At 68.1% G+C, this 26,954-nt stretch carries 24 protein-coding genes, 1 tRNA gene and 1 pseudogene; 18 read left to right on the top strand and 8 right to left on the bottom strand.

Annotated elements, in window-relative coordinates; all coding sequences use genetic code 11:
* Position 1: 1 nt before the first annotated feature.
* The 3 genes from AC0IZS_RS15015 to AC0IZS_RS15005 all read left to right on the top strand — a co-directional run bounded on the left by AC0IZS_RS15015 (position 2) and on the right by AC0IZS_RS15005 (position 3,463).
* Entirely contained in the window at positions 2-610 is a 609-nt protein-coding gene (locus AC0IZS_RS15015; protein ID WP_471636331.1) for a glutathione S-transferase, read from the top strand.
* Positions 611-706: 96 nt separating this feature from the next.
* The gene (locus tag AC0IZS_RS15010; protein ID WP_471636330.1) at positions 707-2,980 is read left to right on the top strand and encodes a xanthine dehydrogenase family protein molybdopterin-binding subunit; all 2,274 of its coding nucleotides are present in this window, start codon (positions 707-709) and stop codon (positions 2,978-2,980) included.
* 21 nt (positions 2,981-3,001) lie between these two features.
* Positions 3,002-3,463 (top strand): (2Fe-2S)-binding protein, encoded by a 462-nt coding sequence (locus tag AC0IZS_RS15005; RefSeq protein WP_471636329.1) that lies wholly within the window; start codon positions 3,002-3,004, stop codon positions 3,461-3,463.
* A 37-nt stretch (positions 3,464-3,500) separates the two neighbouring features.
* Here AC0IZS_RS15005 and AC0IZS_RS15000 read toward each other — a convergent pair whose 3' ends face one another.
* Both AC0IZS_RS15000 and AC0IZS_RS14995 read right to left on the bottom strand, forming a co-directional pair.
* Positions 3,501-4,556, bottom strand: a complete 1,056-nt coding sequence (locus AC0IZS_RS15000; RefSeq protein ID WP_471636328.1) for a sensor domain-containing diguanylate cyclase — start codon at positions 4,554-4,556, stop codon at positions 3,501-3,503.
* A 14-nt stretch (positions 4,557-4,570) separates the two neighbouring features.
* On the bottom strand, positions 4,571-5,761 hold the full coding sequence (locus tag AC0IZS_RS14995) for an S-methyl thiohydantoin desulfurase domain-containing protein (protein ID WP_471636327.1): 1,191 nt from the start codon (positions 5,759-5,761) through the stop codon (positions 4,571-4,573).
* Positions 5,762-5,926: 165 nt separating this feature from the next.
* Between AC0IZS_RS14995 and AC0IZS_RS14990 the strand changes: the two genes are divergently transcribed.
* Positions 5,927-6,628, top strand: coding sequence for a DUF3334 family protein (locus AC0IZS_RS14990; RefSeq protein WP_471636326.1), 702 nt, complete (start codon positions 5,927-5,929; stop codon positions 6,626-6,628).
* A 23-nt stretch (positions 6,629-6,651) separates the two neighbouring features.
* Positions 6,652-7,470 (top strand): helix-turn-helix domain-containing protein, encoded by an 819-nt coding sequence (locus AC0IZS_RS14985; protein WP_471636325.1) that lies wholly within the window; start codon positions 6,652-6,654, stop codon positions 7,468-7,470.
* Here AC0IZS_RS14985 and AC0IZS_RS14980 read toward each other — a convergent pair.
* Positions 7,430-8,155 carry a glutathione S-transferase family protein gene (locus tag AC0IZS_RS14980; RefSeq protein WP_471636324.1) on the bottom strand — a complete coding sequence of 242 codons (726 nt, stop codon included), beginning with the start codon at positions 8,153-8,155 and terminating at the stop codon, positions 7,430-7,432. The two genes, AC0IZS_RS14985 and AC0IZS_RS14980, sit on opposite strands and share 41 nt — an antisense overlap.
* A gap of 74 nt (positions 8,156-8,229) precedes the next feature.
* On the opposite strand from AC0IZS_RS14980, the gene AC0IZS_RS14975 reads away from it, so the two are divergent.
* Both AC0IZS_RS14975 and AC0IZS_RS14970 read left to right on the top strand, forming a co-directional pair.
* Positions 8,230-9,114, top strand: coding sequence for a LysR family transcriptional regulator (locus AC0IZS_RS14975; RefSeq protein ID WP_471636323.1), 885 nt, complete (start codon positions 8,230-8,232; stop codon positions 9,112-9,114).
* Between the two features lie 98 nt (positions 9,115-9,212).
* Entirely contained in the window at positions 9,213-9,845 is a 633-nt protein-coding gene (locus AC0IZS_RS14970) for an FMN-binding negative transcriptional regulator (RefSeq protein WP_471636322.1), read from the top strand.
* A 72-nt stretch (positions 9,846-9,917) separates the two neighbouring features.
* Here AC0IZS_RS14970 and AC0IZS_RS14965 read toward each other — a convergent pair whose 3' ends face one another.
* Both AC0IZS_RS14965 and AC0IZS_RS14960 read right to left on the bottom strand, forming a co-directional pair.
* Positions 9,918-12,839: an EAL domain-containing protein gene (locus AC0IZS_RS14965; RefSeq protein ID WP_471636321.1), complete on the bottom strand. Its 2,922-nt coding sequence runs from the start codon at positions 12,837-12,839 to the stop codon at positions 9,918-9,920.
* 330 nt (positions 12,840-13,169) lie between these two features.
* The gene (locus AC0IZS_RS14960; RefSeq protein WP_471636320.1) at positions 13,170-14,066 is read right to left on the bottom strand and encodes a hypothetical protein; all 897 of its coding nucleotides are present in this window, start codon (positions 14,064-14,066) and stop codon (positions 13,170-13,172) included.
* Positions 14,067-14,471: 405 nt separating this feature from the next.
* Here AC0IZS_RS14960 and AC0IZS_RS14955 point away from each other — a divergent pair, with 405 nt between their 5' ends.
* Entirely contained in the window at positions 14,472-14,798 is a 327-nt protein-coding gene (locus AC0IZS_RS14955) for a plasmid stabilization protein (protein WP_471636319.1), read from the top strand.
* On the opposite strand, the gene AC0IZS_RS14950 is transcribed toward AC0IZS_RS14955, so the two are convergent.
* Together AC0IZS_RS14950 and AC0IZS_RS14945 are read right to left on the bottom strand one after the other, a co-directional pair.
* Complete coding sequence (locus tag AC0IZS_RS14950) at positions 14,795-15,841, bottom strand: response regulator (RefSeq protein ID WP_471636318.1); 1,047 nt, start codon at positions 15,839-15,841, stop codon at positions 14,795-14,797. The two genes, AC0IZS_RS14955 and AC0IZS_RS14950, sit on opposite strands and share 4 nt — an antisense overlap.
* Complete coding sequence (locus AC0IZS_RS14945; RefSeq protein WP_471636317.1) at positions 15,838-19,449, bottom strand: hybrid sensor histidine kinase/response regulator; 3,612 nt, start codon at positions 19,447-19,449, stop codon at positions 15,838-15,840. Before AC0IZS_RS14945 ends, AC0IZS_RS14950 begins: the two co-directional genes overlap by 4 nt.
* A gap of 200 nt (positions 19,450-19,649) precedes the next feature.
* Between AC0IZS_RS14945 and AC0IZS_RS14940 the strand changes: the two genes are divergently transcribed.
* The 9 genes and pseudogenes from AC0IZS_RS14940 (at position 19,650) to AC0IZS_RS14900 (ending at position 25,555) form a co-directional block, all read left to right on the top strand.
* Positions 19,650-19,952 carry an urease subunit gamma gene (locus AC0IZS_RS14940; RefSeq protein ID WP_055399013.1) on the top strand — a complete coding sequence of 101 codons (303 nt, stop codon included), beginning with the start codon at positions 19,650-19,652 and terminating at the stop codon, positions 19,950-19,952.
* A gap of 24 nt (positions 19,953-19,976) precedes the next feature.
* Positions 19,977-20,573 carry a HupE/UreJ family protein gene (locus tag AC0IZS_RS14935; protein ID WP_471636316.1) on the top strand — a complete coding sequence of 199 codons (597 nt, stop codon included), beginning with the start codon at positions 19,977-19,979 and terminating at the stop codon, positions 20,571-20,573.
* A 28-nt stretch (positions 20,574-20,601) separates the two neighbouring features.
* Entirely contained in the window at positions 20,602-20,907 is a 306-nt protein-coding gene (locus AC0IZS_RS14930; protein ID WP_057201498.1) for an urease subunit beta, read from the top strand.
* Positions 20,908-20,981: 74 nt separating this feature from the next.
* Positions 20,982-22,700, top strand: coding sequence for an urease subunit alpha (gene ureC / locus AC0IZS_RS14925; RefSeq protein WP_471636315.1), 1,719 nt, complete (start codon positions 20,982-20,984; stop codon positions 22,698-22,700).
* A 32-nt stretch (positions 22,701-22,732) separates the two neighbouring features.
* Entirely contained in the window at positions 22,733-23,374 is a 642-nt protein-coding gene (locus AC0IZS_RS14920) for a LysE family translocator (protein WP_471636314.1), read from the top strand.
* A gap of 31 nt (positions 23,375-23,405) precedes the next feature.
* Positions 23,406-23,957 (top strand): annotated as a pseudogene (gene ureE, locus AC0IZS_RS14915) (urease accessory protein UreE); the annotation flags it as partial.
* Between the two features lie 42 nt (positions 23,958-23,999).
* Positions 24,000-24,716 carry an urease accessory protein UreF gene (locus tag AC0IZS_RS14910; protein ID WP_471639532.1) on the top strand — a complete coding sequence of 239 codons (717 nt, stop codon included), beginning with the start codon at positions 24,000-24,002 and terminating at the stop codon, positions 24,714-24,716.
* Positions 24,716-25,411 (top strand): urease accessory protein UreG, encoded by a 696-nt coding sequence (gene ureG / locus AC0IZS_RS14905; RefSeq protein ID WP_471636313.1) that lies wholly within the window; start codon positions 24,716-24,718, stop codon positions 25,409-25,411. Before AC0IZS_RS14910 ends, ureG begins: the two co-directional genes overlap by 1 nt.
* Positions 25,412-25,467: 56 nt before the next feature.
* A tRNA-Ser gene (locus AC0IZS_RS14900) sits at positions 25,468-25,555 on the top strand.
* A gap of 177 nt (positions 25,556-25,732) precedes the next feature.
* On the opposite strand, the gene AC0IZS_RS14895 is transcribed toward AC0IZS_RS14900, so the two are convergent.
* Positions 25,733-26,230 (bottom strand): hypothetical protein, encoded by a 498-nt coding sequence (locus AC0IZS_RS14895; RefSeq protein ID WP_471636312.1) that lies wholly within the window; start codon positions 26,228-26,230, stop codon positions 25,733-25,735.
* Between the two features lie 206 nt (positions 26,231-26,436).
* Here AC0IZS_RS14895 and AC0IZS_RS14890 point away from each other — a divergent pair, with 206 nt between their 5' ends.
* Positions 26,437-26,754: a hypothetical protein gene (locus AC0IZS_RS14890; protein ID WP_471636311.1), complete on the top strand. Its 318-nt coding sequence runs from the start codon at positions 26,437-26,439 to the stop codon at positions 26,752-26,754.
* Positions 26,755-26,954: the final 200 nt, after the last annotated feature.

The following is a 26,954-nucleotide window of genomic DNA, read 5'->3' as shown; positions in this document are numbered from 1 at the left end:
CATGCAGTTGGTTGGAATGCTCGATTCGCCCTATGTCCGCCGCGTCGCCATCGCGCTCACGGTGCTCGATGTGCCGTTCACGCACCTGCCGCTGTCGGTGTTCAGCACCTTCGATGTGTTCGGGCGCATCAACCCCGTGGTCAAAGCCCCGACACTTGTCTGCGACGACGGCGGCGTGCTCATGGATTCGACGCTGATACTGCAGTGGGCGGCCACGCTGTCAGCGCGCCGGCTGCAGCCCGCAGGCGGCCCGGTGCTGCAGCGCGCGCTGCGCCTCACGGGCCTAGCGCTGGCCGTGTGCGAAAAGGCGGTGCAGATCGTCTACGAGCACCAGTTGCGCCCCACCGAGAAGCTGCACACGCCCTGGCTAGAGCGCGTGACGGGCCAGTTGCTGGCTGCCTGCGCGCTGCTGGAGGCAGAACTGGCGCGCGAGCCCCTGCCCGCGCCCGCGCAGGACATCGGTGACGCCGGCATCACCATCGCCGTGGCCTGGGATTTCACGCAGATGATGGTGCCCGATACCGTGGCGGCGGCGGGCTACCCGGCGCTGGCCGCCTATGCAGAGGAGGCGGAGAGGTTACCGGCCTTTGCCGCATGGCCTGCGCGCTGAATCGGGCGCTTGTGTCGCCTGGGCGCATCGCGCCCGGTACCCTGCCGGTATACGATGGCCCCTACCCATCGCTCCGACGAGAGGCAGGCAACAACCATGGTGAAACGACGCACAGTGCTCTGGGGGGGCGCCGCCACGGCGGGCGCGCTGGTGATCGGCTGGGGGGCATTGCCGCCACGCCAGCGCCTGCGCACGGGCGCGCCGCTGCCCACGGCGGGCGGCCAGGCGGCGCTCAATGGCTGGCTCAAGATCGGCGCCGACAACACCGTCACGGTGATGATGGCGAAGGCCGAGATGGGCCAGGGCACGCACACCGGGCTGGCCGCCATCCTGGCCGAGGAGCTCGATGCCGACTGGCCCCAGGTGCGGCTGGAGATGGCGCCCATCGATGACATCTACAACAACCTGGCCACCGTGGTCGATGGCCTGCCCTTCCACCCCGACAACGATGGCTCGATGAAGGCCGTGGCCGGCTGGCTCACCGCCAAGACCATGCGCGAGGTGGGCGTGATGATGACCGGCGGCTCCTCCAGCATCAAGGACCTGTGGCTGCCCATGCGCGAGGCCGGCGCCAGCGCCCGGGCCATGCTGGTGCGTGCGGCGGCCGCGCAGTGGAACGTGCAGGCCACCGAGTGCAGCGTGCAGGCCGGCGTGGTGGAGCATGCCGCGGGCCAGCGCGCGAGCTTCGGCGAACTCGCGGCCCTGGCCGCGCAGCAGCCGCTGCCGGGCAAGGTGGCGCTCAAGGAGGCGGCGCAGTTCCGCCTGATCGGCAAGCCGCTCACGCGCATCGAGGCGCGCAGCAAGCTCGACGGCAGCGCCGTGTTCGGCATCGACGCCAACCCGCCCGGCCTGCTGCATGCCGCCGTGGTGGTGTGCCCCACGCGCGGCGGCAAGGTGGCGCGCATGGAGGGCGCGGCGGCCGAGAAGCTGCCCGGCGTGAAGAAGGTGCTGGCCGTGGATGCGCTGAACGGCGGCACCGGCGCCGTGGCCGTGATCGCCGACACGCCCTGGCACGCGCGCAAGGCCGTGGCCGCCGTCACGGTGGAGTGGGACCACGGCCCGGCGGCCGCGCTGTCGAGCGCGGCGGTGTACACGCAACTGGCCCAGGCGCTGGACCAGGCCAAGGGCTTTGGCTACCACCAGAGCGGCGATGCCGAGGTGGCCATGCAGGGCGCGGCGCGCACCCTCATGGCCGACTACCGCGCGCCCTACCTGGCGCACGCAGCGCTGGAGCCGATCAACTGCACGGTGCAGTTCAAGGATGGCGCGGCCACGGTGTGGACCTCCACCCAGGTACCCGACCTGGCGCGCGCGGCTGCCGCCAAGGTGCTGGGCATTGCCGAGGATAAGGTGGACGTGCAGCAACTGCTGCTGGGCGGCGGCTTTGGCCGCCGGCTGGAGGTGGACTATGTGGCCCAGGCCGCGGCCATTGCGCGCGCCGCCGGTGGTGCGCCGGTGCAGACGCTGTGGACGCGCGAGCAGGACACGCAGCACGACTTCTACCGCCCCGCGTGCATGGCGCGCTTCAAGGCCGGCTTTGATGGCGAGGGCCGGCTGGTGGCCTGGGACAACCTCTCGGTGGGCCAGGCCATCGTGCCGCAGGTGCTCGGGCGCATCTTCGGCCTGCCCGGGGCCGGGCCGGACAAGACCACGTCGGAAGGCGCCTTCGACCAGCCCTACGAATGGCCCCATGCACGCATCGCCCACGAAATCATCCCGCTGCCGCTGCCCGTGGGCTTCTGGCGCTCGGTCGGGCATTCGCACCAGGCCTTCTTCAAGGAAAGCTTCATGGACGAGGCCGCAGCTGCGGCCAAGCAGGACCCGGTGGCCTTTCGGGCCGGCCTGCTGCAAAAGCACCCGCGCCACCTGCATGTGCTCACCAAGGCGGCCGAGCTGGCGGGCTGGGGCCAGCCGCTGGCAGCCGATGCATCCGGCGCGAAACGCGCCCGGGGCATTGCGCTGCACCAGTCCTTCGGCTCCATCGTGGCGCAGGTGGCCGAGGTGTCGGTGGCGGCGGACAGCAAGGCCATCCGCGTGCACCGTGTGGTCTGCGTGATCGACTGCGGCGCGGCCATCAACCCCAACCTCATCACCCAGCAGATGGAGAGCGCCGTCGTCTTCGGCCTCACGGCCGCGCTGCATGGCGAGATCACCGTGGACAAGGGCCAGGTGCAGCAGGCCAACTTCCACGACTACCCGCTGCTGCGCATGGCCGAGTGCCCGCGCATCGAGGTGCATATCGTGCCAAGCGCCGAGCCGCCCGAGGGCGTGGGCGAGCCGGGCGTTCCGCCCATCGCCCCCGCCGTGGCAAACGCCCTCTTCGCGCTGAACGGCCAGCGCCTGCGCAGCCTGCCGCTGCGCCTGGCCTGACCCCCTACAGGAGCCCCACCCATGCCCACCACCCTTCGCATCAACGGCAAGGCCATTGCCGTCAACGCCGAGCCCGACACCCCCCTGCTGTGGGTGCTGCGTGGCGAGCTGCACATGAACGGCACCAAGTTCGGCTGCGGCATGGCGCTGTGCGGCGCCTGCACCGTACACCTGAACGGCGAGCCCACGCGCGCCTGTATCACGCCGCTGTCCGCCGTGGGCGAGGCCGACGTGACCACCATCGAAGGCCTGGTCGGCCCGCAGGCCGAGTCCCTGCGCAATGCCTGGACCACGCTGGACGTGGCCCAGTGCGGCTACTGCCAAAGCGGCCAGCTGATGTCGGCCTGCGCGCTGCTCACCAAGACCGCGCGGCCCAGCGATGCCGACATCGACGCCGCCATGTCGGGCAATGCCTGCCGCTGCGGCACCTACCCGCGCATCCGGGCGGCCATCCACCAGGCCGCAAGCAAGCAACCCGGCTGACAGCCCCTGTCGGAAAGCGCCAGCGGCACGGCCCCGCTCAACTGGCCAATGCGCCCTGGGTGTGCCCCGGATCGTGCAGCATGTGGGCCGCTGCACGGGCGGCAGACTCTGCAGCCACCGCCGACTGGACATTGTTGCGCCCGGCCTGCTTGGCCCGGTACAGGGCCTTGTCGGCGGTGTTGACCAGTTCCTCGAAGCTCGCACCGCGCACGTCGTACAGGGTGGCCACGCCGATGCTCACGGTGACGGTGACGCAGGCGCCGTCCGCATCCACCAGCACGTTGTGGTCCGACACGCCCGTGCGCAGCGACTCGGCCAGGCGCAGCGCGCTGGGGGCATCGATGCCCGGCAGCACGATGACGAACTCCTCGCCACCGAAGCGGGCCACGATGTCCACTGCCGTGCGCGCGCGTGCCAGGCAGGCCTGGGCCACGGCACAGATCACGCGGTCACCGGCCAGGTGGCCCCAGGCGTCGTTGACGGCCTTGAAATGGTCGATGTCCACCACCATCAGCGACAGCGGCTGGCCCAGTTGCCCGGTGCGCAGGCACTCGCGCGCGCCCAGGTCCATCAGCGTGCGCCGGTTGGACAGGCCCGTGAGGGAATCGCACGCGGCCAGTTGCTCCAGCGCGGTGTTGAGCTGCTGCAGCAAGGCGTTCTGCTCGCGCAGCTGGCGGTTGATCTGCGCAATCTCATCTTCCTTGCGCTTGCGGTCGTCAATGTTGAAGGTCACCCCGATCAGGCGCTTGCCCGGCGTGTCGGTATGGCCGTCCATGATGCGGCCGTAGTTGGCATACCAGACCCATTCGCCGCTCTTGGCGCGCAGCCGAAACTCGCAGCGGTACTGCGGCGTGACGCCCGACATGTGGTCGGCAACGGCCGTCTGCACCGTTGCCAGGTCATCGGGGTGGAACAGGCCGTAGACGTCCTGCAGGCCCGAGACGATCTCCTCCTCGGTGAAGCCCAGCTCCAGGAAGGTCTTGGTGGCCTTGCGGGTGACGTTGCCGGTGAGCAGATCGTTCTCCCACAGGTCCAGGCCGGCCGCCTCCAGCGCCAGCTCCAGCCGCTCTCGGTTCAGATCTGCTTCGCCCATGGTGGCCCATTCACTCAGGCCGAGGGCATGGCACCGGCGTAGCCGATGTTGCGCAGCAGCCCGGCAAACGATGCCACCACGCCCGGCGTGTTGTACAGCTGGGGCGCGGTCTGCACCTGGATGACGCTGACCTGCTTGCCGGTGCTCTGGCCCGTGGTGGTGTCGAAGTAGAGGGCCAGGTCATCGCTGGCGTTGGAGAAGCCCCGGCCCGTGCTTTCGGAGTAGTAGCAGATCGAGTCGGGCGCGATGATGTCGGGCGAGGTGCTCGCCGTGCTGTACATGATGAGGTTCTCGTTCAGGTTGTACAGGTAGTGGGTTTCGGTACTCTGCGACGGGTCCTGCGCGTTGTCCAGGCGGATGATCCCGGAATCGAGCGAGGACGCGCTGGAGGTGGACTGCGTGACCGCCGTGATATAGAAATTGGTCAGCACCGCCTTGGCCGGCCGACCGGTCAGCTGGGTGATGTTGGCCGCCACGGACGCCGTGGACGGCGGGCTGGCCGCCTGCAGCAGCGAAAACCCCAGTTGGCGCGCCTGCTCCAGCGTGCCGGGAATGTAGTTGCCCGACAGCGCATAGCCGTTGCCCTGGTTGGACGGCCACATGGCAATGCCCGAGTACCCCCCGAAGCCGCCGACCACGCCGCCCGCCAGCGTTTCCACCTTGTCCGCGGTGGGTGCACCCAGCACGGCCGATTCGACCAGCGGCGAAGGGGGGGCGTCGCTGGCCAGCGCGCAGGGGCATGGCGCCAATTGCGCGCTGCCGGTGAAGGTGGTCTGCGGCAGCTCGGGCACCGCGCGGCCGGCACCGTCGCCGTTGACCACGTAGATCGTGCCGCTGGACATGCCGGCCCCGATCAGAGGCACCAGGGAGTTGATGGGGCCGATCTCGACCGGGATCACGCAGCCCAGTGGCGACCCGGTGGCCTGCTCGAACACCTGCGAGGTGTTGGTAATGGAGTTCTGGATGGCCGCCAGGGTCAGCCCGTCGGCGGCGTCGGGCGAGCCCATGATGGCCAGCACGCAGGAAGCGGTGGCACCGTCGTAGTCCTTGACGGTGACCGGCGTGAAGCTGCCCTGCTGCGCCAGCTGCTGCAGGATGGTGCAGGCATCGTTGTAACTGCCACCACCGCCACTGGCCAGTATCGCGGCGCCCGCCGCGACAGCCTCCAGATCGCCCAGCCCATAGGTAAACACTGCAGCCGCCATTGGATTCCTCCCTGTTGTATTGGTTGGCTGGCACGATACGCCTTGCCGCTTGATTGTCAACCCGAAGCAGGCCACAGTGACAGGAAAGCCCACTGGCCGACGGCGGCGGCTTCGCCTATGCTCTGCACAGCCCCCTTTTTCCCGAGTAGCAACCCTGCGAACACCATGAGCCACACCGAAACTTCCGTCATCTACGGCACCGAAGACCTGCTGATCAGCCTGTGCAACTCGGTCACCCGCGTGCTCAACGTCGCTACCCACAGCCAGATCCACTACTCCGGGATGGTGCAGCGCATCAGCAAGACCTGCCTGAAACCCGACATCGGCTGCTTCGTGCTGTTCGACGGCGGCTTCTCGGGGCTGGTGATCATCAATTTCTCGGCCCAGGCGGCCATGGAGCTGTATTCGAGCTACCTGCTGAACATGGGCATGTCCAAGGACGACCTGGTCTCCTCCTACACCTCGGACGAGGTGTCCAACGTCATGGGCGAGCTCATGAACCAGGTGGTGGGCGACTTCACCGGCAAGGTGCGGCGCGAGCTGCAGACCCACATCACCCAGAACCAGCCGAAGATGCTGGTGCTCAACAAGCAGGTGATGCTGAGCGTGGACGCCAACCTGGACAAGCCTGAAGCCCGGCGCGTGACCTTCTACACCGCCAGCAACAACATCTTCTACCTGGAGCTGGCCATCGACCGCACCGAATTCATCAAGATGGTGGATTTCGAAGCCCAGGACACGCCCGATGCGGATGCGCTGATGTCCCAGAACGCGCAGGGTACACAGAGCGCCCCGGCCCCGGCGCCAGCGGCGGACAGCGGCGGCGGATCCGATACGGACGAACTGCTCAAGTCCCTCGGGATGTAGTCCCGGCCCCCGCACCTGCCGGCATGCGCCAGCGCCCCTCGCGGGAGCTCCTGCCCTACGAGGAACTGCCCCTGGGCGTGCTGGACAGCGCGCGCATCGAGGCGCTCTGGCGCTACCGCCCGGGCGTGCCGCGCCGGCAGACTGTGCTGCCCGACGGGCGCATGGACCTGGTGGCCCACGCTGCACTGGAGGATGGCTCCAGCGACCGAGCCACCCGCATCACCCGCGTCACCCTGGCCATTGCCGGCCCGGCCGACCGCCCCGCCGCCGTGGCCCACCGCGGCCCCGCCTGGAGCGTGGGTGTGCGCTTCCAGCTCGGCTGGGGCGGCGCCTGCCTGGGCCTGGAGCCGGCCACACTGGTGAACCGGGTGCTGGCCGGGCCTGCAGCAGAGCAGGCGCTCGGCCCGCTGGCCGCCCCGCTGCTCGCCGCGACCGATACCTGCGCCCTGCAGGCTGCTCTGGTAGCTGCTGCGGCGGCCCTGGCGCAACGGGGCGGCCCGGCCCCGACTACCAACCCATCGCAAGCCCGCGCCCTGCAGGCCCTGCAGTGGCTGCGCCAGCACCCCGGCGCCCCGCTGCACGCGCTGTGCGCCGCCCTGGCCCTGCCCGAGCGCACGCTGCGCCGCGACGTGCTGGCCGCCGTGGGCCTGCCACTGCGCAGCCTGGCGGGCATCCTGCGCTTCCAGCGCGCCATGCTGCTGTTGCAGGGTGGGGCCCTGCCCTCGCTGGCCCATTTGGCACACGAGGCAGGCTATGCCGACCAGGCGCACATGACGCGGCAATTCCGCAAGCTGGGCGGCTTCACGCCGGCACTGCCGCAGCCCGTGCCGGTGGTGGTGTAGCGCCACCCGCCTGCGCAACGCGTGCCGCCAGCGCCCCCTGGCGCGCACGCAGAAAAGCGCGCAACCAGTCCCCATAGTCCGCGTCCACGGCGCCCGCCACCGAGGGCCGGTCCGCCAGCGCCGTGCGCCAGGCCGCCACGCGCGGCAGGCCGGTGAAAACACCGAAGTCGCCGATCCGGTCGAACACGTCGAAGTAGCGAAACACCGGGCCGAACACCGCATCAACCAGCGTGAAATCCGCCCCGGCAAAGTAAGGACCCGCTTCTCCGCGCGTGGCCAACTGTGCATCGACCTGCGTGAACAGGCGCTGCAGGTCCGCGGCCCGGACGGCCAGCGCGGCTTCGTCGGGCGCGCTGTAGAAGGCGCCAATGGCATGGAGCACCACAGAACCGAATTCCATCCAACCCCGGTGCCGGGCCCGGGCCAGCGCATCCTCTGGGTGCAGCCGGGGCGCCACCGTCTCGTCCAGGTACTCGCAGATCACGGCCGATTCGAAGACGGGCTGGCCGTCGACCAGCAGCACAGGGGTTTTGCCGAGCGGTGAAATCTTGAGGAACCAGGCGGGCTTGTCGGCCAGGTCGATGTCGATGCGATGGAATGCGATGCCTTTTTCTGCCAGGGCGATGGCGGCCCGCTGGACGTAAGGGCACAGAGGGTGGCTGACGAGGGTGAGTGCGTGCGGCATGGGGGTCCTTGAAGGCTGGGAGCCCTGAATCTATGATTGCACAAACGAAATACAAATAGGCACTCTTGCAAGTCATGATTGCACCAACGCAATATCAGCTGGGACCCGCCGACTTGGAGAATGTGCTCGCCCTGGTACGCGCCGGCACGCTGGCCGGAGCCGGCGAGCGCCTGGGGGTGGACCCGTCCACCGTCTTTCGCACACTGCAGCGCATCGAGCGGGGCATGGGGCAGGCGCTGTTCACGCGCTCGCGCACGGGCTACCAGGCGCTGGAGCTGGCGCAGACCCTGGCCGGCCATGCCGAGCAGCTGGAGTCGGCGCTGGAATCAGCGCGCTCCGCCGCACAGGCGCAGCAGCCCGAGCGCGTATCGGGTACGGTGCGCATCACCACCACCGACACCATCCTGCACGGCCTGGTGGCGCCCGCGCTGCAGGCGCTGCGGCGGCAGCACCCGCTGCTGGAGTTCGAACTGCATGCGGGCAACGACCTGGCCAGCCTGACCCGGCGCGACACCGACATCGCCGTGCGCGCCACGCGCCGCCCGCCGGCGCACCTGGTGGGGCGGCAGGTAGGCCCCATCCGCATGGCGCTGTATGCCGCGCGCCAGGGTCCCGTGCAGCAACTGGCCGACATGCACACCGGCCAGGACTGGGTGGCGCCCGACGATGCACTGCCCGAGCACCCCTCGGTGCTGTGGCGCAAGCGGCATTTTCCGAAGGCCGTGGCGCGCTACCGCGTGGGCAGCATCCTCACCGTGATGGAGCTGGTGGCGCTGGGGCTGGGCGTGGGCGTGCTGCCGGTCTTTCTGGCGCAGCCGCACCCCGGCCTGGTGGCGCTGACCGACGCGCTCGACGAGTGCGAGACCGGGTTGTGGCTGCTCACCCACCCCGAGTCGCGCCACCTGCGCCGCGTGGCCACGGTGTACGGCCACCTGGCGCGCACGCTGGTGCTGGAGTGAGCAGGCTGAATGGGGGCCATTGGCCGCAACGTTCAATACGCCAGACGCACTGCGTCCGATACTGGACACCATTCCTCGCCCGCCAGACTTCCTCTGCCATGCATATCCAGCCCCTTTTCGCCGAGAACGATCCTGCCACCCTCTACACGCATGTGGCGACCTATCCGCTGGCCACCTTGGTGACCACCAGCGCGGCAGGGGCCACCGATGTCCATCTGCTGCCGCTGGAGCTGCACACCCCCAAAGAGGGCCCGGCATGCCTGCGAGGCCATGTGGTGCGCAGCCACCCGTTGCGCCTGGCGGTGGGCGAAGGCGCGCACATGCTCGCGCTGTTCCAGGGACCCAACGCCTACATCTCACCGCGCTGGTATGTGAACGGCCAGCGCAGCGCGCGCCTGGCACCGAGCTGGAACTACGTGGCCGTGCAGGCGCGCGGGCGCCTGCGCTGGGTGGAGGATGACCCCGCGTGGGTGCTGGCCCACCTGGCGGCCCTCACGAGCGCGCAGGAGGCCGGGCGCTCCCCGCCGTGGTCCCTGGAAATGGCAGCGCCCGACTACGTGGAGAGCGCGGCGCAGCACCTCCTGGGTTTCGAGATCGAGGTCACGGCACTCGAAGGCAAGCGGTTCCTGTCGCAGCAACGCACCGAGGCCGATCGGCGCAGCCTCGCGGAGCACCTGGCGCGCGAGCCGTCGGGCATGGCGCGCGACGTGGCGCGGCTGATCGTGCCCTGACACCGGTCCCCGCGGGGACGGGGCGTGTCATACGGATTTGCACGACGTTAAACGGTTGAAGGCAAATCCGTATCAGTGGGCCGAGTCGGAGCGGCGCTCGCCAAACAGCCCGGCCTGTCCCGACGGCGGGCCGGACGCCCCGAGCAGCTGCACGAACTGCGCCAGCTGCGGGTCTTCGATGAAGCTGGCGGCGGAGGACGCGTTCAGCAGCTTCTCCGGCGACTGGGGCCGCGCCACGACGAAGCCCTGCACATAGTCCACGCCGATCTCGGCCAGGGTCTGCACCGTGGCGTGGTCTTCGGCCCACTCGGCAATGGTCTTCATGCCCAGGTTGCGCGCCAGGCTCACGATGGCCTCGACGATGGCCACGTTGGCCGGGTGGCGGTTCATATTGACGATGAAGTTGCCGTCGATCTTGAGCAGGTCCGAAGGCAGGTCCTTGAGGTAGGAGAACGAGGTGTAGCCGGCGCCGAAGTCGTCGAGCGCCACCTTGGCGCCATAGGAGCGCACCTGGCTGATGAAACGGCGCGTGTTCTCCAGGTCGTGCAGGGCCACGCTTTCGGTGATCTCCAGGCACAGCCAGCTGGCCAGGTGCGGGTGTTCGTCGAACAGGGCGAACACGTCGTCGATGAAGGCCTCGTCATTGAGCGAGGCGCCGCTCAGGTTCAGGCACACGAACTGGGTGCGCCCGAGTTGGCCGTGGTGCTTGCCCAGCCATTCGAACACGGTGCCCAGCACCCAGCGGTCGATGACGCCCATGCGCCCGCTGTGCTCGCCCGCAGCAATCAGCCGTGGGGTGGGCACCAGTGCACCACTGGCATCGCGCATGCGCAGCAGAACCTCGAAGTTGAGCGACTCGGTCGGCGCCGTGAGCGACATGATGGGCTGCATCTCCAGGTACAGGCCCTCGATGCGTTCGTCCGACGACAGCCGCTCCACCAGCTTCATCTCGGTCTCGTGGGCAATCAGTCCGGGCGCGTCGCGCTCGTACACCGCCAGGCCTTGGTGCAGGCCGCGCTTGGCGTCGCGGCAGGCGTGGTCGGCGGTGGACACCACGTCGCGGATGGTGCTGCCCGGCGCCACCTCGATGAGGCCGATGGAGCCGCGCACATGGAACGAGCGCGCGCCCACCCGGTAGGGGCTGGTGCAGATGCTGGAGACGATGCCCTGGCTGATGAGCCGGGCTAGCGTGATGTGCGTGTCCGGGAAGACGATGAGGAATTCGTCGCCCCCCACGCGCCCGATCTGCATGTTGCCCGAGAGCATCTGCGAGACGCGCGCACACACCTGCTGCAGCACGTCGTCGCCAGCCGCATGGCCGAACAGGTCGTTGATGAGCTTGAAGCGGTCCAGGTCCAGGTAGGCCAGCGCCAGCGGCTTGCCCTGGTTGCGCTGGGCCAGGGCCGATTCGAGCACCTGCTCGATGCCGCGGCGGTTGAGCACGCGCGTGAGTGCATCGTGATGGGCCAGCACGCGCAGGTTTTCGGTGGCGCGCGATTTCTCGGTCACGTCCTGCAGCGAGCCTTCGATGCGGCCGCGCGCCTGGGTGGCACGCACCATGAAGCGCCGGGTCAGCTCTCCGTCATCGCGCCCACTCACGGCGAACTCGGTTTCCGTCTCGCCCTGGCCATGCACCATCTGGTCGAGCTGCAGCCAGGCCGCGTCGCCGAACTGCGCGCGCCAGGTGCGCCCGCCGTTGTCCAGCAGGCCATCGCCCAGCATGTCCACCAGCGCGGGGTTGGCACTCAGGAAGCGGCCCTGCAGATCGAGCGTGAACAGGCCGATGGGCATGGCCTCGTAGGCATACTGCAGTTGTGCCTGCACCTCCAGGCGCTTGACGTGCTCCTGGCGCATCTGTTCGGCAATCGCCAGCGCCGCCAGCAGGCTGGACGACAGGGCCGCCGTGACGTGGTTCACGGTGCCCACCAGCACCTTCATGCCGTAGGCCGCCGCCACGATCTCCGAAAAGCTCGACAGGAAGGTGACCCCCAGCGATGCGCCGTACCACAGGGCCACGCGCGAGCGGGTCTTGAACACGATGCGCACCAGGCTCACCGTCATCAACAGCAGCCCCACGCCCGTGGACACCCACATCATGGGCAGGTACAGGCCATAGGGCAGGAACACGGCTGCCAGCAGCAGCGGAACGCAGGCCCATTGCGCACCGCGTATCCAGGGCCCCAGGCGCGAGCGGTCCAGGTCTTCCTGGAACAGGTTCTTGTACAGCGTGATGGTGAGAAAGCCGTAGACCGCCACCGTGAGCGCACGGGTCGGAAACAGCCAGGGCGTGGGCACCAGGTGGCCCAGCCACTGCACGTCCCAGCCGGCAGAGATGGCCCCCACCCGCAGCGTGACCACCAGCCAGGCGGCGAACAGCACGTACAGCGACTGGCGATTGATCAGCGCCGTCATGAGCACGAACATGCCCAGCACCACGAGCCCGCCCTCGAGCAGGCCCAGGTTGCGGTGGAATTCGAGCACCGAGGCCTGCAGGTCGGCCTGCGCCCACCAATCGGCCTGCAGGCGCGCCGGCCCGACAAAGGCCGCACGGCACAGCACGCGCTGGCCGGCACTGGCCTCGGGCAGGCCGAAACCGGCCTTCATGGGGATCAGGCTGCCGCTGGCCTGCTCACGCGTGGCCTGGCCGAGCGACACCAGGCTCTTGCCATCCCAGCAGGCCATGTCCACGGCGTGGCGCGAGGGAAACAGCACCGCTGGGGGCTGCGCCATCGACACCGGCAGATCCACCAGGAGCCAGACCGGCTCCTCGGACAGGTTGGTATCGTGGAAGGACTTGAGCGGCTTGCTCTCCAGCGCGGCCAGCGCCTGCTCGGGTGTGAGCTGCGCCGCTGCCTGGGGCAGCACGCGCATCATCAGGGTGTGGCCGCCGGCCGACAGGTAGTTACTCTGCCAGAACAGCAGCGCCCACACGGCCACGCCAGCCATGGCAATGGGAATGATGTAGATGGACATCGCGCGCAGCAGCCAGTCCATCAAGACTACGCCGCGCCGTACCCAATGCCGTGCGTGCTCCTGCAATCGCGCTGACCCCATGTTTTCGTGTGGATGCGCAGCCCCCACGGCCACGCGCTGGATGGCGCATGGGCCACGGCCAGCCAAGGCCGCAGTCACGCGCAAACTTCCATCTTGTCACGGAACACACGGCCTGCATCGCAAGTCTTTGCGCGTTCCCCCTTTTTGTGGGAGTTTACAAAGCAACCGGCACAAAAAAAGCCACGGCAGGTGTGGCCTTTTTACCAACAGGTGATTTTTCTGGAGGGACCAGGGCGCACCTTTCACCCCACCCAGCGGGGGTGGGATCGCTCAGGCAAATGCCCGGTTGCTGATGCGCGGGGGCAGCTCACGACCTCGGCCACTGGCCGACGCACGGCGCGGAGTCGGTGCCACCACGGTCGGCTTGTCGCTGGCTGGCAGGCCATGGACAGGCACCGGGCCCATGTCGATGTCCGGATGGCGGGTGTGGCAAAAGAAGTTGAGCGCCGGGTGCTGCGCCTGCTGCCAGCGTGCCGGGCCGCTGTCGATGTCGAAAGCCATCACCCGGTGTGGCAGGTTGCCCGCGTGGGCCAGGGGAATGAAGCCCTTTGCAGGGAACAGGTCTTCGAACAGCAGTTGCTCGTAGTGCCGGTCGATGGGCGCGCGGCCGGCGGCAATGGCCTGCTCGATGCCCTGGCGCTCGCAGTACTGGAAGGCGGCCTTGATGAGCACCGTCTTCACCAGCCGGCCCATGGTGCCGCCGACGATGCCCAGGCGCGTCACTTCGGCCAGGTGCATGCCGTCCATCCATGCCGGCAGCTCCACCGACTGCTCCACGCTGAGCGCGCGAAAGCGGTTGCTCTGGATGCGCGCCGTCCCCAGGGGAGAGCCGTCGAGCTTGGATTCGGCCAGCAGCACCACGACCCCGTCTTCGTAATCGGTGGCCTCGGGCTCCTGCAGTTGGAGCGCCAGGTCGGGCACATGGCGCGCGTAGGCCGCGTGGCGGATATGCACGGCCTTGCGCAGGTCGACATCGTTCCTGACCAGCCGCACCCAGAAGGGCAGGCGCTCCTCCTTGGTGGCCAGGCGGTTGAGCGCGTCCATGCGCGTGGGGCGCAAGGCAGTGCGCGCGCCCCGCTCCCTGGAGGCCACGCCAAAGGCCCGCGACGGCAGCGGCGGATGCACGCGCACGGTGGGGGCGGGAGCTGTGGCGATGGACTCAAACATGATCGGGCCTCGGTGACAAGAAAAAATTGGCAAATTGCGCAATTCCACTGTAGAGGCCGCTCCGGTTTTCTTGAGTCAGGGCCGGGATGGAAACCCTGTCTCTTTTTTTCGGACACGCCCAGTCCGAAGTTGCCAGACAGGCTTGTCTCCCTGGCCGGTAGTGGCGCGTCTCCCTTGTGATCGATGGCATTCGAAGAGCTTGCAAACGGGCCGCCCGCATCCCCGAAAAAAAGCCCTGGCGCAACACCTGGGCGTGACGCCCGCGGGGCTCAACGCATCGTGATGCGGGTGCGCAGGGCGCGCGGTCGCAGGCCTGTCCTACACAGGGGCAATGGGCCGTCCTATCCGGGCTGCGCGCCATGGCGCATAAGTTGGGGTACTGGACACATCACCATGGAGGATCCCATGCCCCGGACCACTTGGAGCGCCAAGCGCGAACGCCAGTACGGCCACATCAAGGACAGCCTGCTCGAGCGCGGCAAGAGCGAGCGCACGGCCGAGCAGATCGCCGCGCGCACCGTGAACAAGGAGCGCGCGCAGCACGGCGAGGCCGAGAAGGCCAACCCCAAGACCCTGAAGGACACACCCGCCCCGGTGCGCGGCGGCCAGCGCTCGCACCAGGGCGCGCAGGGCCGCACGCGTGAGCAGCTTTATGAGGATGCCAAACGCAAGGGCATCCAGGGCCGCTCGAAAATGAACAAGGCCCAGTTGCAGAAGGCCGTAGGCCGCTAGCCCTCGAATTGCGGGTGCAGCTGCCGAATGCGGTTCATCGCCATACCGGCAGCGGCCGTGCGCGTCTCCACCCCGAGCTTGGCGAACACGCGCTCCAGGTGCTTCTTGACGGTGGCGGGGCTGGCACCCAGGATGTCGCCGATATCGCGGTTGATCTTGCCCTTGACGACCCAGTAGAGCACCTCGGCTTCGCGCGCGGTGAGCTTGAAGGCCAGGCTCATGGATTCGATGATCTTGGCGTCGGACACCTCACGCATCACGAGCAGCCAGTCGCCGCCGCCCTCGCTGTCGCCGGCCTGCTGGTGCAGGCGGAAAGTCAGGCGCCGCGCACCCTGGTCGATGGCCAGGCGCGGTGGCTCGGCCTGGGCCTGGGCCAGCAACTCGGCCGCGTTGTCGGCCAGCACGTGGCGGCGCAGCCAGGCCTGCACAGTCTCAGGTGCCCAGGGGCTGGCTTCGCCGAAGTAGGCCTGCAGCAGCTCGCGCGCCAGCGGGGTCTGCCAGACGATGCGCCCGTCCACTGCACGCACGGTGATGCTGGCGTAACCGAAGGCATCGAGCGCGTTGCGCGCCTCGCGTGCCTGGCTGGCGTCGGCCCGGGCCTTGCGCGCGGCGCCCAGGTGTACGCCCATGCGCGCCATCACCTCGCGCGGCTTGATGGGCTTGGTGACGTAGTCCACCCCGCCCGCCTCCAGCGCGGCCACCAGGTGCTCGGTCTCGGTCAGGCCGGTCATGAAGATGATGGGAATGTGCGCAGTCGCCGGCGATGCCTTCAGGCGCCGGGCAACCTCGAAGCCGTCCATGCCCGGCATCATGGCGTCCAGCAGCACGATGTCGGGCAGGGCCTGGGCAGCGCGCTGCAGCGCGGCCTCGCCGTGCATGGCAACGAGCACGGTGTAACCCGATTCGTCGAGTGCGTCGTGCAGCACGGCCAGGTTGTCAGGCACATCATCGACGATGAGCACGACGTCGCTGTCACCCCGGTCGAGCGCGTCGGCGGGGGAGGATGCGGCCAGGGGTCCGGTGATGGGTACTGCGGTGTTCACGGTGGTGCCTGCTCAAGTATCTGCCCCATGGCGTCGAACTGGAACTGCCGGGCCAACCCGCGCATGGTATGCACGAAAGCGCCGTGGGCGGGCTGGTGGCGCTCGATGTCTTCCAGGGCGTTGAGGATGCCACGGTAGTAGCCCAGCGACACCGCCTGCGACAGCGCAGCCAGAGCGCCGGGATCGGGGTAGGTCAGCAGCCCACCGCCCGCCGCAGCCGCGTTGGGGGCGGCAAGTGCTGGCGCGGGCCCGGATTCGCCCAGCCACTGCAGCGCCAGGCGCCGCTCCAGCCAGTCGAGCAGCTCGCTGTGGCGCACGGGCTTGACGATGAAATCCTCGGGGCGGATATCGACGTCGTTGTCCAGCGCCTTGTCGAAGGCGTTGGCGGACACGATCGCACATTGCACGTTGGGCAACTGCATCTGCCGCACGCGCCGCAGCGTCTCCCAGCCGTCGATGCCGGGCATGGCCAGGTCCATGAAGAGGGCGTGCGGCCGGTAGCCGGCGGCCAGCAGGTCGAGCGCATCGTGGCCGCTGGCGGCCTGGCGCAGCTCGAAGCCCAGGGGTTCGAGCAGTTGCACCAGCAGTTCGCGGTCGGGCTCTTCGTTGTCGACCACGAGGATGCGGCGGCGCTCGCCTGCGTAGCCCTTGCGCACCCGCTGCACCCGAGCCAGCGGCGCCGCTGCGGCCTTGCCCAGGGCATCGGCATGCACCTCTGGCAGAAACAGCTTGACGTGGAAAACCGAGCCCAGGCCGGGCTCGCTGGTCACGGTGAGCTCGCCGCCCATGAGCGCGGTGAGCATCTTGGCGATGGTCAGGCCCAGGCCGGCACCCGGCGCGGCGGCCACGGCCGCAGCGCTGCTGGCACCACCGCCGCGCGCAAAGGGCTCGAAGATGCGCTCGATCTCGTCGGCACTGAGGCCCGGCCCCGTGTCCTGCACGTCGATGCGCGCGATCTCGCGGGCGTAGCGCACGCGCAGCGTGACCCGGCCGTGGGCGGTGAACTTGACGGCATTGCCCAGCAGGTTGATGAGGATCTGGCGCAGGCGCTTTTCATCGGCGCGCACGACTTCGGGGATCACGCCCTGCACATCGAACTGGAAGGACAGGCCCTTGGCGGCGGCCTGCAGCTCGAACAGGCCGGCCATCTCGTGCAGGCCGTCGGCAAAGCGCATGGGCGTGACATCCAGGGTGAGCTTGCCCGACTCGATGCGCGCGATGTCGAGCGTGCCCTCGATGAGCGACAGCAGGTGCTCGCCACCGCGGCGGATGACATGCACGGCCTGCTTGCGGTGCGGCGGCACGCCGGCGTCTTCGCCCATGAGCTGGGCATAGCCCAGGATGGAGTTGAGCGGGGTGCGGATCTCATGGCTGATGGCGCTGATGTAGCGGCTCTTGGCCTGGTTGGCCTGGTCGGCGGCGCGTTTCGCCTCCTCGGCCACCTGGCGCGCCTGCTCGGCCACGCTGCGGGCGTTCTGCAGGGCCTCGTCGGTCTGGCGGTGCAGCTCGATCTCGCGCACCAGCAGGCCCGTCTGGCGGTTCGATTCTTCCTGCGCCACCTGGCGGCTCTTGTGCGCCAGCACCAGCCACCAGGCGACGATGCCCGAGATGACCAGCAGCGCGAGGTAGGCCTTGAGCAACCCGGAGCGCAGCGCCACCTCGGGCGCGGCCAGCACCTCGGTGTCGGTCATGGCCTGGGCGATGGTGTTGAGTTCCTGGTGGTACAGCAGGCCCATGACGGAGGCCAGCAGCGGCGCGATCACCAGCATGAGCAGCAGGAAGTGGCCCAGGCCCGTGTCCAGGTAGCGCCAGATGGCGCGCGGCAGCACCCAGCGCAGGGCCGACGACCACTGCACAGCCATGCTCGCGTGGGGCTTGCACAGGTCGCCGCAGCGCGCATCCAGCGTGCAGCACAGCGAGCAGATGCCGCCGCCGTAGGCCGGGCACTGGGCCATGTCCGGCGCCTCGTACTCGCGCTCGCAGACCACGCAGCGCTGCACGGTAAAACGTGTGTACGCACCCAGGTCCGCCGCGACCTGGCCACTGACCGGGCCATGCATGGGCACGGCCACAGGCTCGGGCTGGCGCGCGATGTAGTAGCGCCCCTGGGTGGCCCAGGCGATGAGCGGCGCGGTGACGAAGGCCACGGCCATGGCGATCACCGCGGAGAAGGCCTGCGGCAGCGGGCCGAACAGGCCCAGGTGGGCGCTGATGGAGAGCACGGAGGCCAGCGCCATGGAGCCCACGCCCACGGGGTTGATGTCGTACAGGTGGGCGCGTTTGAATTCGATGCCCTTGGGCGACAGGCCCAGAGGCTTGTTGATAACCAGGTCGGCCACCACGGACATGATCCAGGCGATGGCGATGTTGGAATACAGGCCCAGCACCTCGCCCATGGCGCGAAAGACGTTCATCTCCATCAGCATGAAGGCGATGAGGGTGTTGAACACCACCCACACCACGCGCCCCGGGTGGCTGTGCGTGAGGCGCGAGAAGAAGTTGGACCAGGCCAGCGAGCCCGCGTAGGCGTTGGTGACGTTGATCTTCATCTGCGAGACCACCACGAACAGCGCCGTGGCCGCCACCGCCCAGCCGTAGTGCGGGAAGACGTATTCGTAGGCCACCAGGTACATCTGGTTGGGGTCTACTGCGCGGTCGGCCGGCACCATGTGGGTGAGGGCCAGGTAGGCCAGCAGCGCGCCGCCCAGCATCTTGAGCACGCCCAGCACCACCCAGCCGGGCCCGCCCGCCAGCACGCCCAGCCACCAGCGCCCGCGCGTGGCCGGCGTGCAGGCCGGCATGAAGCGCAGGTAGTCGGCCTGCTCCCCCATCTGGGTAATGAGCGCAATACCGACCGTGAGCGCCGCACCAAACAAGGGCAATTGAAAGGTGGCACCGCGCCCAGATTCACCACCGTAGTGCGATATGCCCGTGAATGCACCAGGATCGTGCGTGATGACGTAAACGAAGGGCACCACCAACATCACCAGCCACAGCGGCTGGCTCCACATCTGCAGCCGGCTGATGGCCGAGACGCCATGGGTGACCAGCGGAATCACCACCACGGCGCAGATCAGGTAGCCCCAGGTGGGCGGGATGTCGAGCGCCAGCTCCAGCGCATAGGCCATGACGGCCGCCTCGAGCGCGAAGAAGATGAAGGTGAAGGAGGCATAGATCAGCGAGGTGAGCGTGGAGCCGATGTACCCAAAGCCCGCGCCGCGCGTGAGCAGGTCCATGTCCACCCCATACCGCGCGGCATATACGCTGATGGGCAGACCCGCCAGAAAAATGATGAGCCCCGTGGCGACGATGGCCCAGAAGGCGTTGACAAAGCCGTACTGCACCAGCAGCGTGGCGCCCACGGCCTCCAGGATCAGGAACGAGGCCGCGCCGAAGGCGGTGTTGGCCACGCGCCATTCGGACCACTTGCGAAAGCGCTGGGGCGTGTAGCGCAGCGCATAGTCTTCCATGGTCTCGGTGGCCACCCAGCTGTTGTAGTCGCGCCGGACCTTGACGACCTGCTGCGGGGCCTGGGCGTCCACGTCCATGCCAGACGCTGCCGTGCCCGCTTCGGGAGGCGCGATGGTGGCAGCGGTGGGGGAAGGCATGGGGCGGGAGGGGCGGCGGGCGGCAGTCCCTTTGCTGGTGCAGTTTCCATGCCACTGGCGCCACCCCAAGCAGGGCGGATGCGCCAATCGACGTATGGCCGGCACGGGGCTTGCTCACTATGATGGTGCGGACCAGGGCGAGCCCTTGCTCCAGCGCACGGCACCGCACCGCCCTATCCGATCACCACACCGCCAAGACCATGGAACTCACCCCCCGCGAAAAAGACAAGCTGCTGATCTTCACCGCGGCCCTGCTGGCCGAGCGCCGCAAGGCGCGGGGCCTCAAGCTCAATTACCCCGAGGCCATGGCCCTGATCAGCGCCGCCGTGATGGAGGGCGCGCGCGACGGCAAGACCGTGGCCCAGCTCATGAGCGAGGGGCGCACGGTACTGACCCGCGCCGACGTGATGGACGGCATCGCCGAAATGATCCCCGACATCCAGGTCGAGGCCACTTTTCCGGACGGGACCAAGCTGGTCACGGTCCATCAACCCATCGTCTAAGTATTCTTCCTGGAGATCCACTTCATGCGCGCATCACGCACCTTTGCCCTCATCGCCCTGGCCACGCTGGCCACGGCCGCCCGCGCCCACACCGATGGCGGCGCGCACATGCACAACGACTTCTTCAGCGGCTTTACCCACCCGCTGTTCGGGCTGGACCACCTGGCCGCCATGGTGGCCGTGGGCCTGTGGAGCGCGCTGGCCGCGCGCCGCGCCGGGCCCGAGCTGCTGTGGGGCCCGCTGGGCTTTGCCAGCCTGCTGCTGGTGGGTGCGGTGATGGGCCTGCAGGGTGTGGCTTTGCCGGCGGTGGAGCCGATGATCGCCGCCTCGCTGCTGGCCACGGGGCTGCTGGTGGCATCGCGCCTGCGCGTGCCGGGCATCGTGGCGGCGCTGGGCGTGGGTGTCTTCGCGCTGTTCCACGGCCTGGCCCACGGCTATGAGCTGGCCGGCAGCGACAGCGCTGGGCAGACCCTGGCCGGCATGCTCTGCGCCACGGTGCTGCTGCACTGCGCCGGCCTGGCCGCAGGCTGGGCGCTGCGCCACCGCACCGTGTGGCTGACCCGCGCGGCCGGCGCCGGCGTGGCCGCCCTGGGCGGCGCCATGCTCTTGCAACTGGCTTGACCCCAACAACGCACAAGGACACGCCACCATGATCCCAGGCGAGCTGCTGATCGATGCGGGTGAACACGCCCTGAACCCCGGGCGCCGCACGCTGACCGTGCTGGTGCGCAACACGGCGGACCGGCCCATCCAGGTGGGCTCGCACTACCACTTTGCCGAGACCAACGGCGCCCTGGGCTTTGACCGCGAGGCCGCGCGCGGCATGCGGCTGAACATCGCCTCGGGCACGGCCGTGCGCTTCGAGCCCGGGCAGGAGCGCACCGTGGAGCTGGTGGACTATGCGGGCGACCGCACGGTGTACGGCTTTCGCGGGCTGGTGCAGGGGCCGCTGTGATGCCGCGCCCTGACCCGATCACCATCCATAACCTCTCCAGCCCCGCGTCGGGCATCAGCAAAGGGTTTTGAACCATGGCAACCATTGGACGACGCGCCTATGCGGAGATGTTCGGCCCCACCGTGGGCGACCGCGTGCGCCTGGCCGACACCGACCTCATCGCCGAGGTGCAGGCCGACTACACCCTGCGCGCTGGCGGCTACGGCGAAGAGGTGAAGTTCGGCGGCGGCAAGACCATCCGCGACGGCATGGCGCAGAGCCAGCGCACGCGCGATGCGGGTGCGGTGGACACGGTGCTGACCAATGCCCTCATCATCGACCACTGGGGCATCGTCAAGGCGGACATCGGCCTCAAGGGCGGGCGCATCGTGGCCGTCGGCAAGGCCGGCAATCCCGATACGCAGACGGGCGTGGACATCATCATCGGCCCGGGCACCGAGGTCATCAGTTGCGAGGGCAACATCGTCACCGCGGGCGGCATCGACAGCCACATCCACTTCATCTGCCCGCAGCAGATCGAGGAGGCCCTGGCCTCGGGCGTGACCACCATGCTGGGCGGCGGCACGGGCCCGGCCACGGGCACGCTGGCCACGACCAGCACCTCGGGCACCTGGAACATGGAGCGCATGCTGCAGGCGGCCGACGCCTTCCCGATGAACCTGGGCTTTCTCGGCAAGGGCAATGCCAGCCTTCCGGCACCGTTGCGCGAGCAGATCGAGGCCGGCGCCATTGGCCTCAAGCTCCACGAGGACTGGGGCACCACGCCCGCCGCCATCAGCAATTGCCTGGACGTGGCGGAAGAGACGGACACGCAGGTGGCCATCCACAGCGACACGCTCAATGAATCGGGCTTCGTCGAGAACACCATTGCCGCCGTGGGCGGGCGCGGCATCTGCGCCTTCCACACCGAAGGCGCAGGCGGCGGCCATGCGCCGGACATCCTTCGTGTGGTGGGCGAGGCGAACTTCCTGCCGTCATCCACCAACCCCACCATGCCCTACACGGTGAACACGCTGGACGAGCATGTGGACATGCTCATGGTGTGCCACCACCTGGATGCCGGCATTGCCGAGGACCTGGCCTTTGCCGAAAGCCGCATCCGCAAGGAGACCATCGCGGCCGAGGACATCCTGCACGACCTGGGCGCCATCAGCATGATGAGCAGCGACAGCCAGGCCATGGGCCGCGTGGGCGAGGTGATCCTGCGCACCTGGCAGACGGCGCACAAGATGAAGGCGCAGCGCGGCACGCTCGAAGGCGACAGCGCGCGCAACGACAACACGCGCATCAAGCGCTACGTGGCCAAGTACACCATCAACCCGGCCATCGCCCACGGTATCAGCCACGAGGTGGGCTCCATCGAGGTGGGCAAGTGGGCCGACCTCGTGATCTGGAAGCCGGCCTTCTTCGGCGTGAAACCGGCGCTGATCTTGAAGGGTGGCTTCATCGCCATGGCGGCCATGGGCGACCCGAATGCCTCCATCCCCACGCCGCAGCCGGTGCACTACCGGCCCATGTTCGGCGCCTTCGGCGGGGCCATTGCGCGCACCTCGCTGACCTTCGTCTCGCAGGCGGGACTGGCGGCGGGCATTGGCGAGCGCTTCGGGCTGGCCAAGAACCTCGTTGCCGTGCGCAACATCCGCGGTGTGCGCAAGGAGCACATGGTGCACAACAGCTACACCCCGCGCATGGAGGTGGACGCCCAGACCTACACCGTGCGCGCCGATGGCCAACTGCTCACCTGCGCGCCCGCCACCCAACTGCCCATGGCGCAGCGATACTTCCTGTTCTGACCGATCGCTGAACGAACCCCGGAGTGCCGCCCATGCTGCCCGAAACCCATCTGCTGCTCGCCTTTGCGGGCGCCAGCCTCGTCCTTGCGCTCACCCCCGGCCCCGCGGTGGTCTACATCGTGGCGCGCACGGTGGCCCAGGGCCGCGCCTGCGGCCTGGCCTCGGTGCTGGGCGTGGCCCTGGGCAACCTGGGCAATGCGATTGGCGCGGCGCTGGGCTTGGCGGCGCTGTTCGCCGTATCGTCGGCCGCCTTCACCGTGGTGAAGTGGGCCGGCGCCGCCTACCTGGTCTACCTGGGCTTGCGCATGTGGTTCGCGGCCCCGGCAAGTGCCGGCGATGGTGCGAAGACCGGCGCACGGCAGCCGCTGGGCCGGGTGTTCCGCGACGGCTTCGTGGTGGCCCTGCTCAACCCCAAGACCAGCCTGTTCTTTGCCGCCTTCCTGCCCCAGTTCATGGACGCGCAGGGCAGTGCGCTGGCGCAGACCCTGGCACTGGGCTGTACCTTCGTGGCCATAGCGGCCTGCACCGATCTTTTCTATGTGCTGGCCGCCAGCCTGGTGGCCCCCCGCCTGGGCCAGGCCACGCGCCATGCGGTGTGGGGCAACCGCCTGGCCGGCACCTCCTTCATCGGCCTGGGCGTGCTCACGGCCATGGGCTCGCGCCCCACGCGCTGAGCCCGCCCCCTTTTTCTCTCCCTTGGCATCCATGATTTCCGTCGGCAAACTCCTCGCGCAAGGCCATGGCCTGGCCCCCGTGCTGCTCAAGCGCGCCACCACGGTCGAACTCGACTGGGACGTGCGCCAGAAGAGCCGCTTTTCCACCACCGACTCCAGCGGGCGGGAGCTGGGTGTGTTCCTGCCCCGCGGCACCGTGGTGCGCGGCGGCGACGTGCTGGTGGCCGAAGACGGCTCGCTGGTGCGCGTGCTGGCGGCCCCGCAGGCGGTGCTCTACATCACCCACTGCAAGAACCACGGCACGCCCTTCGACCTGGTGCGCGCGGCCTACCACCTGGGCAACCGCCATGTGCCCATCGAGTTGCAGCCCGACCACCTGAAGATCGAGCCCGACCATGTGCTGGCCGACATGCTGCGCGCCATGCACCTGATCGTGCATGCCAAGGACATGGCCTTCGAGCCCGAGGGCGGCGCTTATGCGCCAGGGCATGGCGGCGGGCACGGACACCATGGGCATGACCATGGACACGATCACGCGCATGGCCACGAGCATGGTGACGGGCACGGCCACGAGCATGCACACTGAGCGCAGCACCACGCGGGGTTGCAGACCACCCATACCATGATGATGCGCGAGCCCCCCGCCCCCACGGCGCTGCCCGCGGCCAGCCTGCTGCAGCTGATCTGGCTGGCCTCGCCCGCGCTGCCCGTGGGCGGGTTCTCGTATTCCGAGGGGCTGGAGAGCGCGATTGAAAGCGCGGGCGTCGCGTCCGAGGCGGCGGTGGCCGCCTGGCTGCTGGACCAGTTGCACATCACCCAGGCGCGCGGCGACATGGCCGTGGTGGCCCAGGCCGTGGGCGCCTGGCGCCAGGGCGACATGGCGCATGTGCGCGAACTCAACGACTGGGTGCTGCACACGCGCGAGACCAGCGAGCTGCGCCTGCAGACCGAGCAGATGGGCCGCTCCCTGGCCGACTGGCTGCGCAACCAGCACCAGGGCGATGCGGCGCGCATGCCCTCGGTGCAGGCCCTGGCCGCGCTGCCGCCCACCTACCCCGTGGCCTTCGCGCTGGCAGCATCCACCACCGAGGCATCGGTGTACGACGTGCTGCTGGCCTTTGCCTTCGGCTGGGCCGAGAACATGGTGCAGGCCGCGCTCAAGTCCATGGCGCTGGGCCAGAGCGCGGGCCAGCGCATCCTGGCCAAGCTCGCCCAGGCCATCCCCGAAGCCGCCACCCACGCGCTGGCGCTGCCCGATGGCGAACGCCAGGCTTTTTCACCGATGCTGGCCATCCTCTCGGCCCGCCACGAAACCCAGTACTCCCGCCTTTTCAGATCATGATGACCACCACGACCCACGCCAGCGCGCTGCACCACGTTCCCAACCGCACCAAGCACCTGCCCCCGCTGCGCGTGGGCATCGGCGGCCCTGTGGGCTCGGGCAAGACCACCTTGCTCGAAATGCTGTGCAAGGCCATGCGCGACGACTACGACCTGATCGCCATCACCAACGACATCTACACGAAGGAAGACCAGCGCCTGCTGACGGTGAGTGGTGCCCTGCCCGCCGAACGCATCCTGGGCGTGGAGACCGGTGGCTGCCCGCACACGGCGATCCGCGAGGACGCCTCGATCAACCTCGAAGCCATCGACCGCATGCTGGAGCAGTTCCCGAACGCCGACGTGGTCTTCGTCGAGAGCGGCGGCGACAACCTGGCCGCCACCTTCAGCCCCGAGCTGTCGGACCTGACCATCTACGTGATCGACGTCGCCGCGGGCGAAAAAATCCCGCGCAAGGGCGGCCCCGGCATCACCAAGAGCGATCTGTTCATCATCAACAAGACCGACCTGGCCCCGCACGTGGGCGCCGACCTCGGCATCATGGAGTCGGACACCGTGCGCATGCGCACCACGCCCCAGGGCCTGCGCCCTTTCGTGATGACGAACCTGAAAACCCTGACCGGCCTGGCCGAGGTGGTGCGGTTCATCGAAACCAAGGGAATGCTGACCAAGGCGGGGGCGCCAGCGGGCGCATAGGCAGTCGTCCGCCAGGCAGGTGGTTTGCGTGGACTAGAATACGCGCCTTCCCTCCCGGAGACTTGGGTGAGTGGTTTAAACCAGCAGTCTTGAAAACTGCCGACGGGCAACCGTCCGTGAGTTCGAATCTCACAGTCTCCGCCAGGTATCAAGCAAACATGCGCCTTTCAGGGCGTTTTTTTGTTTCATTCACCATTCACGCACCCAATGTGAAGGGTCGCAAGCAACTGCGGGTGCGGAGGCTGCTATGCGCGGGCGAGTGCTTATTTGTGCACCAAAGAACAAGCCACCCGACGGCGGCATGCTGCGGTATGACCGGACCTACACTTTTCCCTCGCGAAGGTCTTCAAGCCGGGACATCAACTCATCGAACACAAGGTGCATTGAGTCCACGCGCCGGTGAAGTGCCGTAAGGTCAACCATTGACATGTGCGCATACCAAGCCTCATCCCTCGGGCACACTTCAGTCACCGTCTTTTTGATGTCGGCGACCTTCTCGCGCTGAGACTGGATCTCGGCCTCGAATAATTTGTACCGTGAGTCGCCGAATCCACCGGCCTCTATGAATCGCGAGCGCACACTAGCCATCGCTGAGTTAGCCAGCTTCCCATGGGCAATCACAGCGACCGTCACGCGGTCAACTGCATACAAGATGGCGGACAGCAATCTCGCTCGCTCAAGCTCGGCCGCCCTTCGCTCCGCCCTATCGGCAATATCCGCAGATTTTGCGGCTGCCCGATAAGCAAACACCGCCGCGACGGCACTCGCAACGGCACACACCACTGATGTCACCACCCCAACGTCAGCCCAATCAGCCATACGCACCTCACTTTGAGGCAACTGTACTCGCCAAGCTGTGAAGTTGTAGCCCTACGGCGGTGTTGCTTTAAGGCAGGGCTGACCGTTCGCTTTCCAGCACCGAGCTTTCGGCGAAGTTCCACCGCCTGGTGGCCCACGCTGGCTGCGGGGATGTCGCGTGAAAGGAGGCCCTGCGATACTCACCTTCAATCGAAAAGAGGTGATTTATGCAAAAGTCTCTGGAAGACCGAGTGGCCATACTTGAAGGCAGATCTGAAGCAGAGCAGAACCACGACATTGCGCTTCGGGTGGTTCTCGGAGCAGCACTACAAACAATTTGTAGCAGCGAAACAATGGAGACGGCCTTCATTGGTCACCTGAAAACAATGGTGGACAAATTCGACGGGCACATGCTTGGGGTGGAATGGTCAGACAAGCGAATTGCCGCGACCCGCAAAGCCATCGCAAACTATTTGAGTTCCCCCATCGCCATCAAGGCAGGACTTGAGCAACCGAAAGATGGAAGTGCAACGCGCGGGGGGTGACCCCGATGCAATGCATTCCTTGCCCATTCAGAGGAAACAGAAAAGACCCGCTGGGCGAGCCATGCGGGGCCGGTGCTCACCGCGCAGCGAAGGAAGCTGCTGCGTGCTCTCGGGTTTTGATCGTTCCGGGTCACTCGTCAAGTAACACCCCATCGCTTTGGTCCATGCCGGTGCTCTTGACCCAATGGCCAGAGCGGCTC

The organism is Acidovorax sp. AC410 (assembly GCF_979253235.1).
The sequence above is the reverse complement of the archived record's forward strand: the minus strand, read 5'-3'. Positions and strand labels throughout refer to the sequence as shown.